Source organism: Burkholderia sp. BCC1999 (genome assembly GCF_905339975.1).
Taxonomy (GTDB): domain Bacteria; phylum Pseudomonadota; class Gammaproteobacteria; order Burkholderiales; family Burkholderiaceae; genus Burkholderia.
In genome coordinates, this window is sequence record NZ_CAJPHP010000011.1 from 115,226 (window position 1) to 135,608 (window position 20,383).

Sequence of the window (20,383 nt, forward strand, 5' to 3'; positions counted from 1 at the left end):
GACACGGCGACAGGCACTCCCTTCATCCTTTCGGATTCCCATGTTCCCAGACCCTGAAAGTCCCACTCTTGCGTCGCGGCGCGTAGCCGGCCTGGCCCGCTCGCTGCCGTTCATGCAGGCCCTGCACGGGCAGACCGTCGTCATCGTCAACGATGGCGGCGCGAACGACGCGCGCACCCGCGCGGCCTTCGCGCAGGATGTCGCGCTGCTCGCACTCACCGGCGTTCGCCCGATCGTCGTCCAGGGCCGACCGGCCGCGTCCGAGACGCAATCGGTCCACACCGCGCACGCCGCGATGGCCGCCGTCAATCATGAACTGGTGCGCCTGATCGGCAGTCACGGCGCCAGGGCGATCGGCATCGACGGTCACGACGGCGGCCTGCTGGTCGCCAGCGCGGAACCCGACCGCGCCAACACGAGGGCGGTCGCGCGGTTCGACGGCGCCGCATTGAATGCCTTTCTGGAAAACGGACTGGTGCCCGTCGTGATGCCGGTTGCACCGGACGACGCGGGTCGCGATCACCTGCTGCGCCCGGAACAGCTCGGCAACCTGTTCGCGCAACGCACGGGTGCCGTCACGCTCGTGATGATGGTCGGCACCGCGTTGCTGCACGAGCTTGGCGAACTTGCCGGGCTGTACGGCATCACGGAACTCGAACAATGGCTCGCCGAGCATCCGGCCGCCGATGCGGCGCCTTGCGTGCGGGAAGCGCTCGATGCACTCGCGCACGGCGTGCAGAACGTCCACCTCGCCGATATCGGGCGACCCGAATCGCTGATCGACGAACTGTTGACGGAGGAAGGATCGGGCGTGGTGTTCTGTCGGCGCGGCAACACCGACCTGCTGTCGGAAACCCGCCGCTACTTCGCCGATTCCGCTTGCGTGCTGCGCGACGGATTCAGCGTCGAGAAGAAACCGGTCGTACGGTTCTGACCGGGTAGCAGGAAAGCGCTTGCGGCGACCCGAAAAGGCCGCCGCAAGCGTGCAACCTCAACGACGCGTCGCCAGTCGCCGCACGACACGCACGAGTGCATCGACCTCGTCGCACGTGTTGTAGAACGCAAGCGACGGGCGCACCGTCGCCTCAAGCCCGAAACGCCGCAGGATCGGCTGTGCGCAGTGATGCCCCGAGCGCACCGCGATGCCCTCTTCGTTCAGCGCCTGCCCGACCTCCTCGGTTTCATAGCCCTTCAACACGAACGACAGCACGCTCGCCTTGTCGCGTGCAGTGCCGACGAGCCGCACGCCCGGCACCGGCGCGAGCACGCTCGTCGCATACGCGAGCAGGTCATGCTCGTAACGTGCGATGTTCTCGATGCCGACGCGGTTCACGTAGTCGAGCGCCGCGCCGAGCCCCACCGCATCGGCGATGTTGCCGGTGCCGGCCTCGAAACGATTGGGCGGCGGCTGAAACACCGTGCGCTCGAACGTCACGTCCGCGATCATGTTGCCGCCGCCTTGCCACGGCGGCATGTCTTCGAGGATCGCGCGCTTGCCGTATACGACGCCGATACCGGTCGGCCCGTAGATCTTGTGCCCGGAGAACACGAAGAAATCCGCATCGAGCGCCTGCACGTCCACGCGCATGTGAGAGATCGACTGCGCGCCGTCGACGAGCGCCTTCGCGCCCGCGCGATGCGCAAGCTCGACGATCTCCTTCACCGGCACGACCGTGCCGAGCGCGTTCGACACCTGCGTGACGGACACGATCTTCGTGCGGTCGTTGAGCAGCTTCCGGTATTCGTCGAGCAGCACCTGCCCCGAATCGTCGACCGGAATCACGCGCAGCTTCGCGCCTTTCTGCGCGGCAAGCTGCTGCCACGGCACGATGTTCGCGTGATGCTCGAGGTTCGATACGATGATCTCGTCGCCTTCGCCGACGTTCTGCACGCCCCACGACTTCGCGATCAGGTTGATCGCCTCGGTCGTGCCGCGCACGAACACGATCTCGTCGGGCGACGATGCGCCGATGAAGCGCTGCACCGTTTCCCGCGCATGCTCGTAGGCATCCGTCGCGCGGCCGGCCAGGGCATGTGCCGCACGGTGAATGTTCGAGTTCTCGTGTGCATAGAAGTAGGCGAGCCGGTCGATCACGGCCTGCGGCTTGTGCGTCGTCGCCGCGTTGTCGAACCAGACGAGCTGCTTGCCGTTCACGCGCTCCTGCAGGATCGGGAAATCGCGGCGAATCGCGTTCACGTCGAACGGCGGATGCGCACCGCGATACAACTGACCTTGCGGCTCGGCTGCATGCGTATCGTCGATGAAGTAACGCGGCACGTCGGCGCCCGATGCACGCGACACCGGCACGTCGCGATGCACGGCGAGCAGCTCGCGCAACGCGTCGTCGCCCGGCAGCCCGAACGCTTCCGGCGACGCAAGGCCGTTCGACGGCACGACGATGTCCTGCGGCGTCGCCTGCCAGCCCTGCAGCGAACCGTCGGTGAAGTAGTACGGCGACGCCTTCGCCGCGCCTTCCGGTGCCGGCGCATTCACCTGCGGCACGCCGAGCGCCGCGCCGCCGACACGCGGTTCGAGCGCGGGCGCGATCGACACGACGTTGTCGGGCAGCCCGTTCTGCGCGGCCGCATGCGGCGCAAGCGCCGGTGCGCGGTTGCCGAGCGACAGCACATGCGTCGGCGCGGACGGCGCAAGGTTCGCGCCGGGCACTTTTCCTTGCGGCAGCGCGAGCCCCGGCACGCCGGTGCCCGCTCCGCCCGGACCCGCGAGCGGCGAGCCGCCCGGCACCGGGTTGCTGACCGACGCGAGGATCGGCGCGGCCGCCGGCAACGCGGACGGCACGCCGCCGGCCGCACCGCTGCCGGCCGACAGCCCGGGCGCGGTGGCCTGCCCGGGCGGCGTCGCGAAGAACTCCGACGCGAGCCGCGCGAGCGTTGCCGGGTCGGGCAACCCTGCCGGCAGCGGCGCATGCGGCAGCGCGTGCGCGTCGCCGCCGGCCAGGCCGGGATTAACGGTAGGTGTCGGGATAGTCATGGAACTTGGCGATTTCGACGTCATCGAGGACAGCCAGCGCATCCGGCGAATGGACCGCGAGCGAGCAATACAGCGAGATCAGGTACGACGCGATCGCCTGGTTGTTGATCCCCATGAAGCGCACCGACAGGCCCGGGCCCTGCTCGCCCGCGACGCCGGGCTGATACAGGCCGACGACGCCCTGGCGCTTATCGCCGACGCGCAGCAGCAGGATCTTGGTCTTGCCGTCCGCGACGGGCACCTTGTCCGACGGGATCAGCGGAATGCCGCGCCACGTGAGGAACTGCGAGCCGAACAGGCTGACCGTCGGCGGCGGCACGCCGCGCCGCGTGCATTCGCGGCCGAACGCGGCGATCGCGAGCGGGTGCGTGAGGAAGAACGCCGGCTCCTTCCACACCTTCGTCAGCAGCTCGTCGAGATCGTCCGGCGTCGGCGCGCCCGTCAGCGGGAAGATCCGCTGGTCGTCGGTCACGTTCGCGAGCAGCCCGTAGTCGGGGTTGTTGATCAGCTGGCTTTCCTGCAGCTCCTTGATCGTCTCGATCGTCAGGCGCAGCTGTTCCTTGATCTGGTCATGAGGACTGCTGTAAAGATCGGAGATCCGCGTATGCACGTCGAGCACCGTGCTGACCGCATTCAGGAAGTATTCGCGCGGCTGTTCCTCGTACGGCACGAAGGTCTGCGGCAGCACGCTTTCGTCCTCGAGCTGCGTGCACGCGGCGCGCACGGCTTCCGGGTTCTTCACCTGGTTCAGGCGATAGATACCGGCCTCGACCGGCACCCATTGCAGCAGATGGGTCAGCCAGCGCGGCGTGATCGTGGAAAGCTGGGGGACGGTCTTGGTAGCGTTCGCTAGTTGGCGGGCGGCGTGATCGCTCAGCGCGGCCGTGCCGCTTGCAACGGTCGACATGTGTGGCTCCGGGTTCTTAAGATGAAAAACGGGATTGCTTATGACGCTGGGTGATTATCGGAAGCACGCCCCTGCCGGCTCAACATGCTATAGCCGTCAGGCGGTGCAACCGAACGGGAAACGGTGCGACGCGGCCTCAGGTGACGTACACGCCCGGCAGCAGCATCGAGATCGATACGTCGAACGCACGCGCGATCTTGTCGGCCGTGACGATCGACGCGATCGCCTCGCCACGCTCGATCTCGCCGACATACGAACGGTTCAGCCCCGCATGCTCGGCCAGCTGCTCCTGCGACCACGTGCGGGCTTCGCGCAGCTTGCGCACGTTGGCGCCGAAGTGATGGATGAGGTCGCTCATCGCGCCTCCTAGGCGACCCGAGCCGCCGCGCGCGGCACGGCGTTCGCTTCGCTGCGCAGCACGGCCTGCGTGACGTTTTCGCCGGCCGGCACGTCCTGCGTGAGCCATACGTTGCCGCCGATCACCGCACCGCGCCCGATCGTCACGCGGCCGAGAATAGTCGCGCCCGCATAGATCACGACGTCGTCCTCGACGATCGGATGGCGTGCGAGCCCTTTCTCCAGATGGCCGGCCGCATCGCGCGGGAAGCGCTTCGCGCCGAGCGTGACGGCCTGGTACACGCGCACGCGCTCGCCGATGATCGCCGTCTCGCCGATCACCACGCCCGTGCCGTGATCGATGAAGAAGCCCGCGCCGATACGCGCGCCCGGATGAATGTCGATGCCCGTTTCCGCATGCGCCTGTTCAGCGATGATCCGCGCAAGCAGCGGCAGGCCGAGGCCGTACAGCTCGTGCGCGAGCCGGTGATGGATCATCGCGAGGATGCCCGGGTAGCACAGCAGCACCTCGTCGACGCTGCCGGCCGCCGGATCGCCGTGGAACGCGGCCAGCACGTCGCTGTCGAGCAGCCGGCGGATCTCGGGCAATCGCGCGGCAAAGGCCTGCACGGCTTTCGACGCGACCTCGTCGACGCGATCGGGTGGCGGCCCGTCGGCATTGCGCTGGCGCGCCGCGTAACGCAATTCGAGCGTCACCTGCGCGAGCAGCGCATTCAGCGCCGCATCGAGCGCATGGGCCACGTGGAAGTTCTCGCTTTCCTGCCGAAGATCCGGCGGCCCGAGCCGCATCGGGAACAGCACGCCCTTCAGCGCGCCGATGATCTGCGCAAGCGCTTCGCGCGCGGGCAGGTCGCGCCCACCCGGTTCGAGCGAGCGCCGCTGCTTCTCGCGCCATGCGCGGCGCACCGTCTGCAGCGATTGAACGATGTCGTCGATGTCGAATGCGGCCATGCTGCTTTCTCCCTGTCCCGGCCGTGAATCAGTCCTGCGCCCACGGCAGGCCACGCAAGCGCCAACCGTTCTGGCTACCGCGATGCTGCCGCTCGTCGAGGTCGCCCTCGAAGCCTTCGAGCACATTGAATACCTGCGTGAAGCCACCCTTCGTCGCGGCCTCGGCCGCCTGCGCCGAGCGGTTTCCGCTGCGGCACAACAACAGCACGACGGCCTCCTTGCCGGTCTTCGCTTCCAGCTCGCGCACGAAGCGCGGGTTGCGCGTCAGGCTCGTGCCGGTCGCCCACGGCACATGCAGCGACTCCGGCACGTGGCCGACGAATTTCCGTTCCTCCGCCGTGCGCACGTCCACCAGCAATGCATCGCCGGCCGAGAACAACGCCCACGCGGCTTCCGGCGCAACGCCGCCCGCATAGGGCGTGCCGGCCGCCACCGCCGCCGCGCGCGCGTCTTCGAGCGCCTGCTGAGCAGCGGTTCGTTCTTCCAGTCCAACCGTCATGACACTTCCTTGTTTTCGTAGATTCGTATGAACAAATACACCGGGAATTCGGCCGTTGCAGCTTGCGTGCTGTCTATAGCCGTCAGCGCCACTATGCGAGTGCGCTCGGGTAAGCAGAACCAATAAAAATTCATTTCCTAATCAGCGCCGCGGGGAATGCAATAGCAGACGCGCGCTATCGGCGCGGGCTCGCTGGCGGGCTGGAAATGCGGGACGAGGACCGTTCGATGTCATGCATCGAAGGGTTTTGAAAGGAAGAGAGAGACGATCAACGCGGCGCGCGCCGCGTTGTCATGGAATCCGAAATGGAACGAACGGGCAGTCGAGAATGGCACGCGCATCGCCGACGCACGCGCCCATCAAACCATCACGACACCGGATCGACCGGTGTGATCGGCACGCCACGCGCTTCGATATCGCGCCCTGCGAGCAGACACAGATCCTCGCGATGATGCGGGGCCACCACCTGCACGCCAACCGGCACGCCGTTCACGAGCGACGTCGTGACGGCCAGCCCCGGCAGCCCCATCGCGGGCAGCGCGCGCAACGTGAGTTGCGCTTCCCACACGCGCTCGAAGCCGTCCGGCCCCTGGCGGTCGAGATCGTCTGCGAACGGCAGTTCCGATGAAACGGGCAGCAGCAACACCGGATACGCGTCGAGAAACAGCCGCCAATGTCGCGTCAGCGTCGTACGCCGGACCAGCGCCCGGCTGATCACGTCGGCCGGCAGGTCGCGCACCTTGCCGCGCACCGCGGCAATCACGGCCGCCGCGCCCGGATCGCCGTCCTTCTCGACCGAATTCGCCAACGCATCGAAACCGTCGCCGAGCCATAACTGTTCCTGCAGCAACGCAGCTTCGCGCATCGGCGGCGTATCGTCGATCTCGTCGACGGTCCAGCCCGCGTCGACCAGCCGGCGCGCGGCATCACGCAACGCGGCCTCCACGTCGGGCACGACCTGCAAGCCGCCCGGGCGAACGCACAGCACCGCGCGCTTCGGCACCTCGCGCCCGTCGAACGGCACGGCCACGTTCCATGGATCGCGCGGGTCCGGCGCAGCGAATGCACGCAGCGCGAGCGACAAGTCGTCGATCGTGCGCGCGATCGGCCCCGCCGTCGACATCAGCTGCGCGCCGATCGCACGCTCGGGCGACGACGCATTGAACGCCGGCACGCGGCCGAGCGACGGCCGGATCCCGTGCACGCCACACGCATAAGCCGGGTAGCGCACCGAGCCGCCGATGTCGGTACCGACCGCGAGCGGTCCGATCCCGGCCGCCACCGCGGCCGCCGCACCGCCGCTCGATCCGCCCGGCGTCAGCGACACGTTACGCGGATTGCGCGTGTGGCCATGCACGAGATTCGACGTGAACCAGCGCAATGCGAACGTCGGTGAATTGGTGCGGCCCAGCAGGATTCCGCCAGCCTTCCGGATATTGGCGACCACCGGGCTGTCGGCCGGTGCGATCAGGTTTTCCTGCAGGCGTGTGCCGTTGGTCGTCGCAAATCCCGCCTGATCGATGTTGATCTTCACGGTGACGGGCACGCCCGCGAGCGGCCCCGGATCGTCGCCACGCGCGAGCGCGCGATCGACTTCGTCGGCCTGCCGCCGCACGTCGCCGGGACGGTGTTCGACCACCGCATTGATCGCCGGATTCACTGCATCGAGACGATCGAGCACGGCGTCCGCCACTTCGCGCGCGGACACTTCACGCTGACGCACGCGTTTCGCGAGTTCGGTTGCGGACAGTTGCCAGAGTTCGGTCATGACTTCTCCTGGTGGAAAGACATCACAAACGCCCACGGCGCCGCGCTTCCTCACGAAAGCACGGCACCGTGTTCACTCACTGCATATCCTGCTTCGCGCGTTCGGCGGCCGCGATGATCGCGTCGGCCACGGCCTTCGGCTGGCTCAGCATCGCGACATGGCCGCCGTTCACACGCGCAACCGTCGCACCGATCCGCTTCGCCATCGTTTCCTGCAGCGTCGGATCGATCATCTTGTCTTGCGTCGCGACGACGAACGTCGACGGCTTCGCATGCCACGCGGCCTGTGAGACCTTCTCCGAAATGCAACCGCTATACCACGGCCCCTGGGTCGCGGCAACGATACGCTGTTGCGCGGGCGGCAAGTCCGGCGCGAAATCCTGCGCGATCGCCTTGTCCGACAGCCGGGCGAAACCGCCTGCATCCTTGCGCAGCTCGCCGGCCCAGGCCGGCGCCGGCAATCCTTGCGTGACATCGGCGATCGACTGACCGTTGTCGGGCGCGAACGCCGCGACGTACACGAGCGACTTCACCTTGTCGTTGTTGCCGGCATCGCTGATCACGACGCCGGCCCACGAATGGCCGACCAGCACGACCGGCCCTTTCTGCTCGTCGATCGCGCGCTTCGTCGCGGCCGCATCGTCGGCGAGCGAGCTCAGCGGATTCTGCACCGACACCACGTGCAGCCCGCGCGCCTCGAGCAGCGGAATCACGCGGTTCCAGCTCGATCCGTCAGCGAACGCGCCGTGTACGAGCACGACATTCGTGCCCTTCAGGTCTTCCGTTAGCGCAGCCTGCGCCGCGACCGCACCGAACAGTCCGCCGATCACCGCGGCGGACACCAGAACGCTTTTCATCAAACCGGCCATCGTCATGCTCCTTTCTATGTCGTGTTGTTCAAATGAAGTCCCGCACCGAAGGCCGCGCCTGCACGCAACAGGCGCGGCACCCGATCACGAATGCGCGTACAGGTCGTCGGCCGCATTCCGTGCGGAGCGCGATTGCGCCGCGTCGCGATGGCCGGCAGGCGTCGACGCATCGGCCACGTTGTCGCCTTGCGACTTCGACGGGCCGTTCTGGTCGGAACGCGCCACCTGCAGCGCGGCGACAACGTCTTCCGGGTAGTGCGGCTCGCTACGTGCCGGGTTGTAGCCGGCCTGTTCGAGGCGGACGAGTTCGGCACGCACGTCGGCACGCGTGAGGCTGTGGCCGGTATCGGCGAACGACAAAACGGGAGCGACGGCGAGGACGGCAACGGCGAGGATTCGAGTGGCATTCATGAGGGTTCTCCTTGACGGAAGTTGAGGTGTCGATCACTTGGCATCCGGTACGAACGTCTGGCACCGAACGTTTGCTGCATGTCGACAGTAGAACCCGCCCACGTATCCGGCATGTTTCCGGAACCGGTGCTTTCTGCATGCCAGTTTTTCAGGAACGCCCGCAGATACAGTGCGATACAAACCCGTTTGCCGATGCGCGCGTTCACGCCCACGCACCATAAAAAAAGCGTGCCTCGCACGGCACGCTTTTTCCATTGATCTCACATCGTCGTTTCACGTCACGGTGCAAGCCGCGTGAACACGTAGTCGTGGTTCTTCACCAATGCCTGGTGACACGCAAAGCACGTCTGATGCTGGCCGATATCGGCCGGCACGCCGTTGATGAAGCGCCCGAAGCCCCAACCGCCCGTCGACGCATAGCGGCGCGAATCCTTCACCATCACCTGCACGGTCGTCGCCTTGCCGGGTACTGTCGCCGACGCGAACTCGTCGGACTGCTTGCGCTTGTACGCAAGCTTCACGAGGATCGTGCCGTCCGGAAACGGCAGCGTCGCCTGTTCGAGCGCGCGGATCGCAACGGGGTTGCCGAGCACCACGCGCAGTTCGTCGAGCGGCGCGGCCTCCTCGGCCGGCGCAACCATTTCCCACTTCCGGTAGCCGGGCGGGATCGTCACGCCGTAGATCGGCGATGCAGCCGCGTCCGGCTTCGGTTGCTCCGCGAACGCGGCCGGCCCGTTCGCCGACAGCGCGCCGCCCAGCAGCACGCCTGCGACGAGCGCGCGGCGCGCGCCGCGCTGCAACACTCCCATGCCAGCCCGCATCAGAGATGCTCCACCTGCAGGATCGCATCGGCAAATGCCTGCGGCGCTTCCTGCGGCAGGTTGTGGCCGATGCCGCCGGTGATCGTCCGGTGCTGGTACTTGCCGGTGAATTTCTTCGCGTACGCGGCCGGTTCCGGATGCGGCGCGCCGTTCGCATCGCCTTCCATCGTGATCGTCGGCACCGTGATCGCCGGGCCGGCCGCCAGACGCCGCTCGATGTCGTCGTATTGCGCTTCGCCCTTCGCGAGCCCGAGGCGCCAGCGATAGTTGTGAATCACGACGGCCACGTGATCGGGGTTCTGGAACGACGCGGCCGAGCGCGCATAGGTTTCGTCGGAGAACTGCCACTTCGGCGACGCGAGTTGCCAGATCAGCTTGTTGAACGCATCGCGGTTCGCCGCATAGCCGAGTTCGCCACGCTCGGTCGTGAAGTAGAACTGGTACCACCACTGGAATTCGGCCTGCGGCGGCAGCGGCTTGCGGTTCGCCTCCTGGCTGCCGATCAGGTAGCCGCTTACCGACACCAGCGCCTTCACGCGCTGCGGCCACAGCGCCGCGATGATGTCGGCCGTGCGCGCACCCCAGTCGTAGCCGCCGAACACGGCACTGTCGATTTTCAGCGCGTCCATCAGCGCGACGATGTCGACGGCCGTCACGGCCTGCTGGCCGTTGCGCACCGTGTCGGCCGAGCGGAACGTCGTCGAACCGTAGCCGCGCAGGTACGGCACGATCACGCGATAGCCCGCCTTGACGAGCAGCGGCGCGACTTCCGCGTAACTGTAGATGTCGTACGGCCAGCCGTGCAGCAGGAACACCACGGGGCCCTTCTTCGGCCCGAGATCCGCATACCCGACGTTGAGCACGCCTGCGTCGATCTGGTGGATCGTGCCGAGCGACGCCAGGCCGGCCGTACGCTTCCCGGTCGATGCATCGGGGGCGGATTGCGCACGCGCCAGCGCGCCGAACCCGAGGTCGGCGAGGCTCAGGCTCGCCAGCGTCGTGCCCAGGATCAGGCGGCGGCGGGTGTTCACGGTATCAGGCATGACTCGTTCTCCATTGTCGATCGCTAAGGAAGGCGCCCGCGGCACGTGCGGGCAATCAGGTGTCGCCGTTCGCAGCGGCGGCGCATGGCACCGCGCCGCCGTGTGAATCGCTTCACCGGTTTTATATCCGAACCATCCGGAGGCTTTGTATCTCAACGTATCCGTGTGCGAACACGACACACAGCGATTCAAAAATCACGCGAAAGACGACGCTTTCGGGCGGCCGCGCGGCACACGCGGCGCCCGTGCGCCGGTACGTCAGAACAGCTTGGCGATCGCGGGCACACTGAGCACCGCGACGTAGTAGCCCATGAACTGCACGCCCGTGTTGAACGCGAACAGGCGCGACAGCATCCCGCCGAACAGGCCGATCGTCACGATCACGGCGAGCCCCAGCAACTGCCCTTCCCAGACGCCGATCACGACGATCAGCCCCGCGAAGGTCGCGATGATCGCCTCGTGGCTCAGCTTGCGCGCGACGAACGACGCCGCGCGGTGCGCATGGTGCATCGCGAGCGGATAGGCGATCAGCGCGGCCAGCAGGATCGACAGCAGCCCGTAGCCGAGGAACTCGGGCCAGCTCATCAACGTATGCAGGTTGTGGATCTGCCCGCTCGCCGCATCGACCGTGAAGCGCGGCGGCGCATTGAACAGCGGCGCGGCCGGGCCGGCCGCCACCGGGCTCAGCGGCAACCCGAACGCAATCAGCGGAATCATTGCCTCGGCGATGTAGGTCGCCTCCGTCACACCGTTACGCGCGGCGATCACCGTCGTCAGGCGCTGATAAGCGTGACGCACGCGCGCGCCGACGATCTCGCCCATCAGCACCGTCATCGCGACCGGGCTGAACACGAAGGTCGCGCTCGACACGGCGGCCGTGCCGACCGTCCACGCAACCTGCTCGCGGTCGAGCACCTTCAGCGGATTCGGGAAATAGCCGCGCCAGCTTTTCACGTCGGGGGCGAGCACGAACGTCGACGGCCCGTCGCGGCGCATGCGCCGCCGCTCGGCCGGCGACAGGATCGAGAACAGGTCGGCCACCAGCGGCCCGATCGCGATCCCGAGGAAGTAGCTGACGCTCAGCTTCACGCCGTAGTGGCCCGTCAGCGCCTGCAGCCCGACCACCAGCATCACGAACGGCACGAGCAGCAGCACCGATGCCCAGCGCCCCGCGGAGAAGTACGCGATGCCGATGGCCGCCGCGAGGAACACCCACGGCGCGGCCTTCGCGATCGCGGCGCCAAACGGCGCGAGCAGCGACGCGAACAGCACCGCGAGCGGCAGCGCGACGAACGCGGCGACGATCGCGCCCGAGATCATCTTGCGCAGCGCGATGTGCGGCACGCCGAGCGCACGCAACAGCGTCGCCTGCTGCAGCAGCGGCGCGGCCATCGTGTCGCCGGGAATGCCGAGCAGCGCGGTCGGGATCGAATGCGTGATGTGCTTGGCCACCGCACCCGCGAGGAAGAACGTGAAGACGCCGGCGGGCGGCACGCCGAGCAGCGCGACGAGCAACGTCAGCGGCGCGATCGTCGTCGTTTCGTCGGTGCCGGAGATCAACCCGATGCCGGAGAACACGATCGCGCCGAGCAGCCCCATCGCGAACGCGGCCGGCAGCGCATGCAGCAGTGCGTCCATCAGCGGCCTCCCGCGCGTGCGCGCCCGGACGATGCGTCGTACGACGCGAACAGGTCGAGCAACCCGAGCTCCTCCATCTCGGCACGCGCGCTGGCCGACAGGTCGCTCGTCGAGCCCAGCCCGCCCGATGCTTCCGCGAGCTGCCGGAGCGCCTCGTCGCGCTCGGCGCCGCCGGCCGCATGTTCGATCACCGTGCGCTTCGGCTTGAACAGCACCGCGCAAATCGTGCCGGCCAGCAGGCAGCCGCCGAGGCCGATCAGCATCGCGTAAGCACGCGCAATCGCCACGTCGTGGACGAACGATGCGAGCACGATGCGGCCGATCTCGAACGCGCCGAGGCTGATCGCGATGCCGAGCAGCACCGACCACGCAAGATGTTTCGTCGCCACCGTGTCGCCCCACACCTCGACGAGCGTCGAGGCCGCCGCATCGGCGCCGGCCAACTGCCGCGCACGATGCGGCGCGGTTGCGACCGCGCTTGAACCGGTCTGTTCCATGTGTCTCCTCCTGGATTGATATGTCGCCGGTCTGGCCGGCGTGGCGCGCTGCACGCCGCACGTATCGCGCGGCGCGCAGTCCGCGCGTCAGCCGCCGCTGCGGCCCGCGAGCAACTCGACCGCGAAGTCGGTGCGCACGTCTTTCGCCGCGACCATCTGCTGCGCGATCCGGTCGATCTCCGCGCCGGTCGCACCCGCCGCGACGGCGATGTTGCGCGCATGCAGCGCCATGTGGCCACGCTGGATGCCTTCGGTCGCGAGCGCACGCAGCGCACCGAGATTCTGCGCAAGCCCGACCGCGACCGCAATTTCACCGAGTTCCTGTGCGGACGTCACGTTCATGATCTTCAGCGCGAGACGCGCGAGCGGATGCGTCTTCGTCGCGCCGCCGACGAGCCCGACCGGCATCGGCATCTCGATCGTGCCGACGAGATCGCCGTTGGCGGCCTTCTCCCACGTGGTCAGCGACGTATAGCGGCCGCTGCGGCTCGCGTACGCATGCGCGCCGGCCTCGACCGCGCGCCAGTCGTTGCCGGTCGCGACCACGACCGGATCGATGCCGTTCATGATGCCCTTGTTGTGTGTCGCCGCGCGGTACGGGTCGGTCGCCGCGAACACGTACGCGTCGATCACGCGGTCGATCACGTCTTCGCCGGAATAGGCGTCGGTCGCGAGCGTGGCGGCCGAGTACCGTACCTCTGCACGCGCCAACCGGAGATCCGCCAGGTTGGACAGTATCCGCAACCGTACCTGGCCCCCGGTAATCGCTTCGATACGCGTCGCGACGGTTTCGGCCATCGTGTTCACCGTGTTCGCGCCCATCGCGTCGCGCACGTCGACGATCAGGTGCGCGACGACCATCGCGCCGCGCGGCGTGTCGGGGAATACATGAACCTCGATGTCGCGGCAGCCGCCGCCGAGACCGACGAGCACCTTGTCGCGACTGTTCGCGAGTGCGATCAGCTCGGCCGCATGCCGCAGGATCGCGAGCCGCGCGCCGTACGGATCGTCGACGCCGATCACCTGCACCTGCGCGCGCATCAGCGGGCCGCTGCTCGACGTGCGGAAGCCGCCGGCTGCGCGGGACAGTTTCGCCATGTACGAGGCGGCCGCAACGATCGACGGCTCCTCGACGGCCATCGGCACGATCACGTCACGGTCGTTGATCCGGAAGTAACCGGCCACGGCCATCGGCAGCTCGAACGTGCCGATCACGTTCTCGATCATCCCGTTCGCGGTATCGAGCGCCAGCGCGCCGGGTTTCGCGAGCAGCGCGTGCTCGGCATCGTCGAGCCCGACGGCGCGGGACAGATGGGACAGGCGTTGCTCGGGCGTGAGCGAGCGGAAGTTCGGCAAGGCGGAATCGGTCGGCATGAGGGGTCTGCTGTTTCAGGGTGGCGGTGTCGCCCGTCGACGCTTGCGGCGGGCAGCGGATAGCCGAATAATAGTCACGCTGTACCCATTGAAAAGGTACAGAACGCGCAGACAGTCACTCAACCGTACCCATGACAGTGGACCAGCCCGACGGAACATTCCGATGAAACAGCGTGCAAAAGCCAGCCTGTCTGGCGCGATGGCGGACAATCTCGCCAGACAGATCGAGGAAGGCGTGTTGCCGGCCGGCGCGAAGCTGCCTTCCATCAGGGAATACGCTGAGGCGTCCGGTTGCTCGAAGAACACCGTGATCAGCGCGTTCGAGATGCTCGCGGCCGACGGCCTGATCGAGCCGCGCCGCGGCTCCGGATTCTTCGTCACGCGGCGCGGCGCGGCCGCCCCCGAGATCGACGAGCCGAGCTCGCTCGACCGCGCGATGGACATCGTGTGGCTGATGCGTGAGCAACTGCATGTGAAGCCCGACGTGCTCAATCTCGGCGAAGGTTTCCCGCCGATCGAGTGGCTCGAGGAAACGCGGCTGAACCAGTACCAGCAGCGCATCATGCGCACGAGCGCCGCGTCACTGTTCCGCTACGGCAGCCGCTTCGGCTACCTGCCGCTGCGCCAGTCGCTGCAGCAGAAGCTCGCCGGCTACGAGATCGAGGCGCCGCCCGCACAGATCGTGCTCACGCATGGTGCGAACCAGGCGATGGACCTCGTGCTGCGCTACTTCGTGCGCCCCGGCGACACCGTGCTCGTCGACGATCCCGGCTACTACCCGCTGTTCGGCAAGCTGAAGCTGAGCGGCGCGAATATCGTCGGCGTGCCGCGCGAAATCGACGGCCCCGACGTCGCGAAACTGGCGGAACTGATCGCCGAATACCGGCCGAAGCTGTTCTTCACGCAATCGGTCGGGCACAACCCGACCGCGACCGATACGAGCGCGGCCAAGGCGCACCGCATCTTGCAGCTCGCCGACGCGCACGATCTGATCATCGTCGAGGACGATGCACTCGCCGACCTGCGGCCACGTTCGCTCACGCGCATCGCGACGCTCGACCAGTTGCGCCGGACCATCTATATCGGCAGTTTCTCGAAATCGGTGTCGGCTGCGCTGCGCGTCGGTTTCCTGGCGTGCAACGCCGCCCTTGCCAGCGATCTCGCCGACGTGAAGATGCTGACGCATGTCAGCAGCTCGGAATACTGCGAGCGCACGCTCGATGCGATCGTCAGCGACGGCCACTTCCTCAGGCATACGAATCATCTGCAGGAGAAGCTGCGGCGCGCGACCGGCACTGCGCTCGATGCGCTCGGCCGTCTCGGTGCGGAGGTCTATCGGCCCTGTGACCAGAACCTGTATCTGTGGGCCGCGCTGCCCGGCTGGCCCGATTCGATGCAGCTTGCGCACGCGATGCTCGAGCGTGGCGTGATCCTCGCGCCCGGTGCGGTGTTTTCGCCGCAGGCCGATCGGCCGTCGAAGTATTGCCGGTTCAACGTCGCGTATCTCGCGGACAAGCGGTTTGCGCAGGCGTTGAGTGCGGTTGCGTAGCCGACGCGGCTGGCCGGAGAAAAGACGAAACCGTTGTTGCGCGGCGCTACCTCTTTCGAATTCAGGTGATCCATTTGACCGATACCCACGAACAAGGCATCTCGCCGTTGAAACCGGCCGCAAGCCGCCAACCACTCTGGGTCGCGATACTCTGGACCGTGCTCGGACTCTCGACGCTCGCGTACGTGTTTCTTCTGGGCTATTTGACGGTGTACTGTGGCTCACTCGGCGAAGCACTGTTCTGGGCATTGCTTTGGCCGGTCACCACTGCAATACACGACTCCGCGCCCTATGCGCTCAATCTGTGGACCGGACTCGGTGCATGCGCCGCAATCGTACTGATTGCCCGGCTTCTTCAACGGTTCAAAGTGACATGGATAGCATTCCTGGTCACGCTGACCAGCGTGTACTTCGTTGCGGCCATCATCGCCCGACTGATAAATGCACAAGGGAATTGCGGTCTCTTTTGACGGCTGATCCATCGCCAATCGACTGCCGACGATAAACGGTGATCCGCGTCGAAAGCCTGGCGTTCGAGAAACGCGGGCCGCACAACCGCCGGCCCGCATTCCCCGCACCTGCCCCGCTTACGTGCGCCGCAACGGCCTGAACCCTGCCCGCACCTCACGCGCAAACAATTCCGGCTCTTCCCACGCCGCGAAATGCCCGCCCTTGTCGACTTCGTTGAAGTAGATCAGGTTGTGGTAACTGCGCTCGGCCCAACTACGCGGCGCTTGATAAATCTCCCCCGGAAACACCGTGATCGCGGCCGGCAACGCGATATCGACCGCGTTGAAGTTGTTCGAGTGGTCCTCCCAGTAGATCTGCGCGGCCGACGTCGCCGTATTCGTCAGCCAGTACAGCGAGATGTCGTCGAGAATCTCGTCGCGCGGAATCGAGCGCTCCGGCACGCCGCCGCTGTACGTCCACTGCGAAATCTTGTCGTACATCCAAGCGGCCTGCCCGGACGGCGAATCGGCGAGCGCGTAACCGACCGTCTGCGGACGCGTGACCATCATCGCCGAGTAACCGCAGTTGTCGCGATAGAACGTCGCGAGCTTCTCGTACGCGGCCTTCTCCTTCGGCGACAGCGAAGCCGGCGCGGGCGAATCGGTTGCGAGCAGCGTCGCGATGTCCGGCGGCACCGTCGCCGGCATGTTCACGTGAATGCCGGCCAGCCCCTGCACGCGCTGCATCGCCATCCGGTGCGAAATCACCGAGCCGCAGTCGCCGCCCTGCGACACGAAGCGCGTATAACCGAGCCGCGCCATCAGCTCGCCCCACGCACGCGCGATGTGGTCCGAGCCCCAGCCGGTTTTCGTCGGCCGACCGGAAAATCCGAAGCCCGGCAACGACGGCACGACGACGTGGAACGCATCGTCCGCACTCGCGCCATGCGCGGTCGGGTCGGTCAGCGGGCCGATCGCCTTCAGCAGCTCGAAGATCGAACCGGGCCAGCCGTGCGTCATGATCATCGGCATCGCGTTCTCGTGCCGCGAACGCACGTGGATGAAGTGAATGTCGAGCCCGTCGATTTCCGTGATGAACATCGGGAAACCGTTCAGGCGCGCCTCGCCCTTGCGCCAGTCGTAGTCGGTGCCCCAGTAGCGCAGCAGCGCCTGCATGCGCGCGAGCCGCACGCCTTGCGATTCGTCGGCGACGGTCTCGCGGCCCGGCCAGCGCGTCGCGGCGATACGGCGGCGCAGGTCGGCGACGACTTCATCGGGAATGTGCGCGGTAAACGGACGTATGCCGCTCGCGCCGGTTGCGGCATGCAGCGCGGTGGGCAGCATCGCCGAGACCCCGGCGGCCACGGAAGTGGCCAGCAGGTGGCGACGCATCGGGGAAAACGGTGTGGAAGACATCGTTCGGCATCTCCTTTCGTGAAGTGGAAAGTGAACATGCCGCGCGCGGGATCGCACCCAGGCTTTCAATCCGGCGCGCCCTCGTCACGCGGCGTCGCCCATTTGAAAGGTCTGATGTATCCCGGATTTGTCTGATTTGTATGCGTTTGTAGTTGCCGCGCGGCGAGCGGCCCGCCCCCGCCGCCCGCTCGCCGGTGCGACGCTCAGAGCGCCTTGACGATCGCGCCGTCGACGCGAATGTTCTGCCCGGTGATGTAGCCCGCGCCGTCGGAGAGCAGGAACGCGACCGTCTTCGCGATCTCGCCGGTCTTGCCGAAGCGGCCGGCCGGAATGCGTGCGACGATCTCCGGCGTTTCCGGCCAGCTGTCGATGAAGCCCGGCAGCACCGCGTTCATCCGGATGTTCTCGGCCGCATAGCGTTCCGCGTACAGGCGCGTCCATGCGCTCAGCGCCGCACGCAGCGTCGACGAAACGGGCATCGGCTGCTCGGGCGCGTCCGCCGCGAAACTCGAGATGTTGACCACCGCGCCGCCGCCCTGCTTCTGGAAGATCGGCGTCACGCGGCGCATCACGCGCACCACGTTCAGCAGGATCAGGTCGAGGCCGGCGTGCCAGTTGTCGTCGGTGATCGCCAGCAGATCGCCCTTCGGCGGATGGCCGGTGTTGTTCACGACCGCGTCGATCCGGCCGTAGCGCGCGACGGTTTCCTGCACAAGCCGGTCGATGTCGGCCTCTTCCGTCACCGAGCCTTTGATGCCGAAGCCGCCCAGTTCCTCGCCCAGCGCCACCGCGCTGCCCGACGGCGACATCAGCGCGACGCGATAGCCCGTCGCCGCCAGTTCGCGCGCGATCGCCGCGCCCATGCCCTTGCCCGCCGCCGTGATCAACGCCACTTTTTCTACAGTCACGATTTGCTCCTCGTTCCGATTCTGCCGCCGCGCAGCCGCCATTCGGCGCGCCATGGTGGTAATGTAGGCGCATCAAATCCGGCTGTCGAACCAGTATTTCTGCCGACAGCCGATAGTTTTTCTACAGCCTGACGATGCCGCCACGCCCTTCCCGCCTGCCGCCGCTGAATGCGCTTCGTGCGTTCGAAGTGTCCGCGCGGCACCTCAATTTCCGCGCCGCGGCCGACGAGATCGGCGTCACGCAGGGCGCCGTCGCGCAGCAGGTGCGCCACCTCGAGGACGTGCTCGGCCTGAAGCTGTTCGAGCGCCTGCCGCGCGGCCTTGCGCTCACGCACGACGGCGCCGCGTATTTCTCCGACGTGCAGCGCGCGCTGCACGCGATCGCCGACGCGACCGACAAGCTCGTGAAGCGGCGCGCGGCGCTGACGATCAGCACGACACCGTCATTCGCATCGAAGTGGCTGATCCCGCGGCTCGCGCACTTCACCGAAGCCCATCCCGACTACGACGTGCGCGTGATCGCCGATCCGCAGATCGCGACGTTCCGCCACGACGGCGTCGATCTCGCGATCCGCTACGGCAAGCCGCCGTTCGGCAAGCATCTCGTCGCGCATGCGCTGTTTCCGCTCGACGTGTGTGCGGTGTGCAGTCCTGCCGTGCTGACCGCGCCGGCTTCACCACGTGCGCTGGCCGGTCAGGTGCTGCTGCACGACGCGCACGACCTGTGGCCGGAGTTCCTTGCAGCGATGCCGGAGCCCGTCGATATCGATCCACACAAGGGGCTGCGCTTCAACCAGACGTCGCTCGCGATCGATGCGGCCGTCGCCGGCCAGGGCATCGCGCTCGCAACCGATCCGCTCGTCGAGCGCGACATCGCCGCCGGCCGGCTGTGCAAGCCGTTCGATTTCGCGTTTCCGCTGTCGATGGGGTTCTATCTCGTGTATCCGGCCGAGCGCCGCGACGATGATGCGATCGTGGTGATGCGCGAGTGGATGACCGGACAGGCGGTGGCGGACGGGCGGCCTTGAGCGCCTTGAAGGTCCTGCGACAGCGTCAGGGGGCAATCCAGCGCGCCGCGTAGCCGCTTGTGCCGTTCAGATCGAACACCGCCCGGCGATGCCCTGCTCGCGCAAGTTCGAGCCAGTCGATGCGCGTGACCGTCATGTGGATCAGGCAGAAGTTTTCGTAGCCGTCGCCGGTTGGCGCGGTGCTGTCGAGATGCGCTTCTTCCGGAGAGTTGATCACCGTGCCGGGTGGCAACGGCGCACGATACAGCAACAGCGTATGCGGACGGCTCGATTCCCAGATCGCACGCCGCTGCGCTTCGTCTTCGCAGATCGAGGCAACGCCTTCCGCGCGAATCTGCACGAGCGCGTCGAGATCGTTGGCGACGATCGAGAAGCGCGGATCGCGGCGCAACTCCGCGACTTTCTCCGAGCGCGCATCGGTATGAAACGACAGCACGCGATCGGCGCGGCTCACCTGACGCAATACGATCGTCCGAACCTTCGGCGCGCCATCGAGGCCGAACGTGGCCGCCTGCAGCATCGTGAACGGCGAGCGCTTCATGCTCACGCCTGATTCGAGGCAAGACCAGACGCGGTCGTACGTTTGCGCGAGCGATTCGGAGGTCGAGTCGGACATGAGGCGGCGGCGATCGTCAGTGTGTCGATCGCGGAAGCTTAACCGTTTGTTCGGGCGGCGGCTCGCATGCGACGCGAGCCGCCGTGCCTGTGCCGATCAGTTATAGCCGAGCACGACCGGCGCGGCATCGCCGGCATCGGTGGCCGGCTCCGCGCCGAAGCGGCCGAGCACGTCGGCTACATATTGCGGCCCGGCGCTGATCTGCGACGAGCGATGCTTTGCCGGCCGATTATCGCCCGCGCCCAACGCTGCGCTCATCGATGCCGTTTCGTTGACGGTGATATTCACGTT

21 protein-coding genes are annotated in these 20,383 nt (G+C 66.9%); 4 read left to right on the forward strand and 17 right to left on the reverse strand.

From position 1 onward, the window contains the following. The first annotated feature begins 40 nt into the window (after positions 1 to 40). Positions 41 to 934 (forward strand): acetylglutamate kinase, encoded by an 894-nt coding sequence (locus U5809_RS17805; protein WP_322087507.1) that lies wholly within the window; start codon positions 41 to 43, stop codon positions 932 to 934. Positions 935 to 991: 57 nt separating this feature from the next. On the opposite strand, the gene U5809_RS17810 is transcribed toward U5809_RS17805, so the two are convergent. The 13 genes from U5809_RS17810 to U5809_RS17870 form a co-directional block, all read right to left on the reverse strand. Continuing rightward, complete coding sequence (locus tag U5809_RS17810) at positions 992 to 2,992, reverse strand: family 2A encapsulin nanocompartment cargo protein cysteine desulfurase (RefSeq protein WP_322087508.1); 2,001 nt, start codon at positions 2,990 to 2,992, stop codon at positions 992 to 994. Further along, positions 2,967 to 3,899, reverse strand: coding sequence for a family 2A encapsulin nanocompartment shell protein (locus U5809_RS17815; protein ID WP_021156739.1), 933 nt, complete (start codon positions 3,897 to 3,899; stop codon positions 2,967 to 2,969). The genes U5809_RS17810 and U5809_RS17815 overlap by 26 nt, the downstream gene beginning before the upstream one ends. Before the next feature lie 136 nt (positions 3,900 to 4,035). After that, the gene (locus tag U5809_RS17820) at positions 4,036 to 4,257 is read right to left on the reverse strand and encodes a helix-turn-helix domain-containing protein (RefSeq protein WP_059237663.1); all 222 of its coding nucleotides are present in this window, start codon (positions 4,255 to 4,257) and stop codon (positions 4,036 to 4,038) included. 8 nt (positions 4,258 to 4,265) lie between these two features. Then, positions 4,266 to 5,207 carry a serine O-acetyltransferase EpsC gene (epsC, locus tag U5809_RS17825; protein ID WP_322087509.1) on the reverse strand — a complete coding sequence of 314 codons (942 nt, stop codon included), beginning with the start codon at positions 5,205 to 5,207 and terminating at the stop codon, positions 4,266 to 4,268. 28 nt (positions 5,208 to 5,235) lie between these two features. Further along, complete coding sequence (locus U5809_RS17830; protein WP_282507761.1) at positions 5,236 to 5,706, reverse strand: rhodanese-like domain-containing protein; 471 nt, start codon at positions 5,704 to 5,706, stop codon at positions 5,236 to 5,238. Positions 5,707 to 6,073: 367 nt separating this feature from the next. Then, positions 6,074 to 7,474 carry an amidase family protein gene (locus U5809_RS17835; RefSeq protein WP_322087510.1) on the reverse strand — a complete coding sequence of 467 codons (1,401 nt, stop codon included), beginning with the start codon at positions 7,472 to 7,474 and terminating at the stop codon, positions 6,074 to 6,076. Positions 7,475 to 7,550: 76 nt separating this feature from the next. After that, on the reverse strand, positions 7,551 to 8,342 hold the full coding sequence (locus U5809_RS17840; protein ID WP_322087511.1) for an alpha/beta hydrolase: 792 nt from the start codon (positions 8,340 to 8,342) through the stop codon (positions 7,551 to 7,553). 84 nt (positions 8,343 to 8,426) lie between these two features. After that, positions 8,427 to 8,753 (reverse strand): DUF4148 domain-containing protein, encoded by a 327-nt coding sequence (locus U5809_RS17845; protein WP_322087512.1) that lies wholly within the window; start codon positions 8,751 to 8,753, stop codon positions 8,427 to 8,429. Positions 8,754 to 9,031: 278 nt separating this feature from the next. Beyond that, on the reverse strand, positions 9,032 to 9,574 hold the full coding sequence (locus U5809_RS17850; protein WP_322087513.1) for a cytochrome P460 family protein: 543 nt from the start codon (positions 9,572 to 9,574) through the stop codon (positions 9,032 to 9,034). Then, the gene (locus U5809_RS17855) at positions 9,574 to 10,617 is read right to left on the reverse strand and encodes an alpha/beta hydrolase (RefSeq protein WP_322087514.1); all 1,044 of its coding nucleotides are present in this window, start codon (positions 10,615 to 10,617) and stop codon (positions 9,574 to 9,576) included. Before U5809_RS17855 ends, U5809_RS17850 begins: the two co-directional genes overlap by 1 nt. A gap of 258 nt (positions 10,618 to 10,875) precedes the next feature. Further along, positions 10,876 to 12,255 (reverse strand): tripartite tricarboxylate transporter permease, encoded by a 1,380-nt coding sequence (locus U5809_RS17860; RefSeq protein ID WP_322087515.1) that lies wholly within the window; start codon positions 12,253 to 12,255, stop codon positions 10,876 to 10,878. Next, entirely contained in the window at positions 12,255 to 12,752 is a 498-nt protein-coding gene (locus tag U5809_RS17865; protein WP_322087516.1) for a hypothetical protein, read from the reverse strand. The genes U5809_RS17860 and U5809_RS17865 overlap by 1 nt, the downstream gene beginning before the upstream one ends. 87 nt (positions 12,753 to 12,839) lie before the next feature. Beyond that, positions 12,840 to 14,126, reverse strand: coding sequence for a hydroxymethylglutaryl-CoA reductase, degradative (locus tag U5809_RS17870; RefSeq protein WP_322087517.1), 1,287 nt, complete (start codon positions 14,124 to 14,126; stop codon positions 12,840 to 12,842). Positions 14,127 to 14,289: 163 nt separating this feature from the next. Between U5809_RS17870 and U5809_RS17875 the strand changes: the two genes are divergently transcribed. Further along, positions 14,290 to 15,675 carry a PLP-dependent aminotransferase family protein gene (locus U5809_RS17875; protein WP_322087518.1) on the forward strand — a complete coding sequence of 462 codons (1,386 nt, stop codon included), beginning with the start codon at positions 14,290 to 14,292 and terminating at the stop codon, positions 15,673 to 15,675. Between the two features lie 74 nt (positions 15,676 to 15,749). Beyond that, positions 15,750 to 16,145, forward strand: coding sequence for a hypothetical protein (locus U5809_RS17880; RefSeq protein ID WP_322087519.1), 396 nt, complete (start codon positions 15,750 to 15,752; stop codon positions 16,143 to 16,145). A gap of 117 nt (positions 16,146 to 16,262) precedes the next feature. On the opposite strand, the gene U5809_RS17885 is transcribed toward U5809_RS17880, so the two are convergent. Continuing rightward, on the reverse strand, positions 16,263 to 17,540 hold the full coding sequence (locus tag U5809_RS17885) for an epoxide hydrolase family protein (protein WP_322087520.1): 1,278 nt from the start codon (positions 17,538 to 17,540) through the stop codon (positions 16,263 to 16,265). A 203-nt stretch (positions 17,541 to 17,743) separates the two neighbouring features. Continuing rightward, entirely contained in the window at positions 17,744 to 18,448 is a 705-nt protein-coding gene (locus U5809_RS17890; protein WP_322087521.1) for an SDR family oxidoreductase, read from the reverse strand. 134 nt (positions 18,449 to 18,582) lie between these two features. Here U5809_RS17890 and gcvA point away from each other — a divergent pair, with 134 nt between their 5' ends. Continuing rightward, positions 18,583 to 19,476, forward strand: a complete 894-nt coding sequence (gene gcvA / locus U5809_RS17895; protein ID WP_322087522.1) for a transcriptional regulator GcvA — start codon at positions 18,583 to 18,585, stop codon at positions 19,474 to 19,476. Between the two features lie 25 nt (positions 19,477 to 19,501). On the opposite strand, the gene U5809_RS17900 is transcribed toward gcvA, so the two are convergent. Together U5809_RS17900 and U5809_RS17905 are read right to left on the reverse strand one after the other, a co-directional pair. Then, a complete protein-coding gene (locus U5809_RS17900) occupies positions 19,502 to 20,092 on the reverse strand; it encodes a pyridoxamine 5'-phosphate oxidase family protein (protein WP_322087523.1) in 591 nt (196 codons plus the stop codon). 96 nt (positions 20,093 to 20,188) lie between these two features. Then, positions 20,189 to 20,380: a hypothetical protein gene (locus U5809_RS17905; RefSeq protein ID WP_322087524.1), complete on the reverse strand. Its 192-nt coding sequence runs from the start codon at positions 20,378 to 20,380 to the stop codon at positions 20,189 to 20,191. Positions 20,381 to 20,383: the final 3 nt, after the last annotated feature.

Bases quoted from the DNA above. Each gene is read 5' to 3' on its own strand.
- U5809_RS17885 (WP_322087520.1), bottom strand. From the start codon at position 17,540: ATGTCTTCCACACCGTTTTCCCCGATGCGTCGCCACCTGCTGGCCACT.
- U5809_RS17810 (WP_322087508.1), bottom strand. From the start codon at position 2,992: ATGACTATCCCGACACCTACCGTTAATCCCGGCCTGGCCGGCGGCGAC.
- epsC (WP_322087509.1), bottom strand. From the start codon at position 5,207: ATGGCCGCATTCGACATCGACGACATCGTTCAATCGCTGCAGACGGTG.
- U5809_RS17835 (WP_322087510.1), bottom strand. From the start codon at position 7,474: ATGACCGAACTCTGGCAACTGTCCGCAACCGAACTCGCGAAACGCGTG.
- U5809_RS17855 (WP_322087514.1), bottom strand. From the start codon at position 10,617: ATGCCTGATACCGTGAACACCCGCCGCCGCCTGATCCTGGGCACGACG.
- U5809_RS17875 (WP_322087518.1), top strand. From the start codon at position 14,290: ATGAAACAGCGTGCAAAAGCCAGCCTGTCTGGCGCGATGGCGGACAAT.
- U5809_RS17850 (WP_322087513.1), bottom strand. From the start codon at position 9,574: ATGCGGGCTGGCATGGGAGTGTTGCAGCGCGGCGCGCGCCGCGCGCTC.
- U5809_RS17815 (WP_021156739.1), bottom strand. From the start codon at position 3,899: ATGTCGACCGTTGCAAGCGGCACGGCCGCGCTGAGCGATCACGCCGCC.
- U5809_RS17900 (WP_322087523.1), bottom strand. From the start codon at position 20,092: ATGTCCGACTCGACCTCCGAATCGCTCGCGCAAACGTACGACCGCGTC.
- U5809_RS17865 (WP_322087516.1), bottom strand. From the start codon at position 12,752: ATGGAACAGACCGGTTCAAGCGCGGTCGCAACCGCGCCGCATCGTGCG.
- U5809_RS17830 (WP_282507761.1), bottom strand. From the start codon at position 5,706: ATGACGGTTGGACTGGAAGAACGAACCGCTGCTCAGCAGGCGCTCGAA.
- U5809_RS17870 (WP_322087517.1), bottom strand. From the start codon at position 14,126: ATGCCGACCGATTCCGCCTTGCCGAACTTCCGCTCGCTCACGCCCGAG.
- U5809_RS17845 (WP_322087512.1), bottom strand. From the start codon at position 8,753: ATGAATGCCACTCGAATCCTCGCCGTTGCCGTCCTCGCCGTCGCTCCC.
- gcvA (WP_322087522.1), top strand. From the start codon at position 18,583: ATGCCGCCACGCCCTTCCCGCCTGCCGCCGCTGAATGCGCTTCGTGCG.
- U5809_RS17860 (WP_322087515.1), bottom strand. From the start codon at position 12,255: ATGGACGCACTGCTGCATGCGCTGCCGGCCGCGTTCGCGATGGGGCTG.
- U5809_RS17805 (WP_322087507.1), top strand. From the start codon at position 41: ATGTTCCCAGACCCTGAAAGTCCCACTCTTGCGTCGCGGCGCGTAGCC.
- U5809_RS17820 (WP_059237663.1), bottom strand. From the start codon at position 4,257: ATGAGCGACCTCATCCATCACTTCGGCGCCAACGTGCGCAAGCTGCGC.
- U5809_RS17840 (WP_322087511.1), bottom strand. From the start codon at position 8,342: ATGGCCGGTTTGATGAAAAGCGTTCTGGTGTCCGCCGCGGTGATCGGC.